The organism is Tissierella sp. P1, from assembly GCF_002266425.1.
Classification (GTDB): domain Bacteria; phylum Bacillota; class Clostridia; order Tissierellales; family Tissierellaceae; genus Tissierella; species Tissierella carlieri.
In genome coordinates this window covers 1-881 of sequence record NZ_NPMN01000086.1, presented here as the reverse complement: position 1 = coordinate 881, position 881 = coordinate 1, and the positions used below count along the sequence as shown (strand labels likewise).

Sequence of the window (881 nt, the reverse complement as noted above, 5' to 3'; positions counted from 1 at the left end):
AGGTTTCCCAAAATCAACATATATGTATTGGCAAAAGCGTTTTGAAAGGGAGAATCCAGATCAGGAGATAGAACAGAAAATTTTAGATATCCGTAAGGAACATAAGGATTTTGGCTATCGCCGGATTCATGGCGATTTAAGAAAGCAAGGACTGCTCATCAACAAGAAGAAGGTTCAGCGTATTGTGCAAAAGCTTAATCTTCAGGTGACTGCTTTCACTCGCAAAAGTCGTAAGTACAGCTCATACAAAGGGAATGTTGGTAAGATTTCACCTAACAGAATTAATAGACGTTTTGATACAAATATTCCTCACCAGAAGATTACAACTGATACGTCGGAATTCAAATATTATGAGGTGGATCAAAAAGGGAGAATGCTTATCAAAAAACTCTACCTGGATCCATTTATGGATTTATGTAATAGAGAAATCCTAAGTCATAGCATTTCTCCAAGACCATCAGGCCAAAATGTAATGCAAGCCTTAAATGAGGCAATAGAGATTACCTCAGATTGTAAATACAGGAGAACATTCCATTCTGATAGAGGTTGGGCATATCAGATGAAAGCATATATTCGTGTACTTGAATCAAACAAAATATTTCAGAGTATGTCGCGTAAAGGAAACTGCATTGATAATTCTCCTATGGAAAACTTCTTTGGAATTATGAAACAGGAAATGTATTATGGTATGGTTTACTACAGTTATGAAGAACTTAAAAATTCGATAGAAAAATATATTAAGTATTACAACGAGAAAAGGATTAAAGAGAAGCTTGGATGGATGAGTCCTGTAGAATACAGACTTAGCCTTTCGGCTGCATAAAAAATAGCGTAGCAGTTCACAAAACTACTACGCTACAAAGTCTAACTTATTGGGGTCA

General features: G+C 35.8%; 1 protein-coding gene. It reads left to right on the top strand.

The features are described from left to right. A partial coding sequence (locus tag CIW83_RS21825) for an IS3 family transposase (RefSeq protein ID WP_143598624.1) occupies window positions 1-823 on the top strand: 823 nt, incomplete at its 5' end. Between the last annotated feature and the right edge of the window lie 58 nt (window positions 824-881).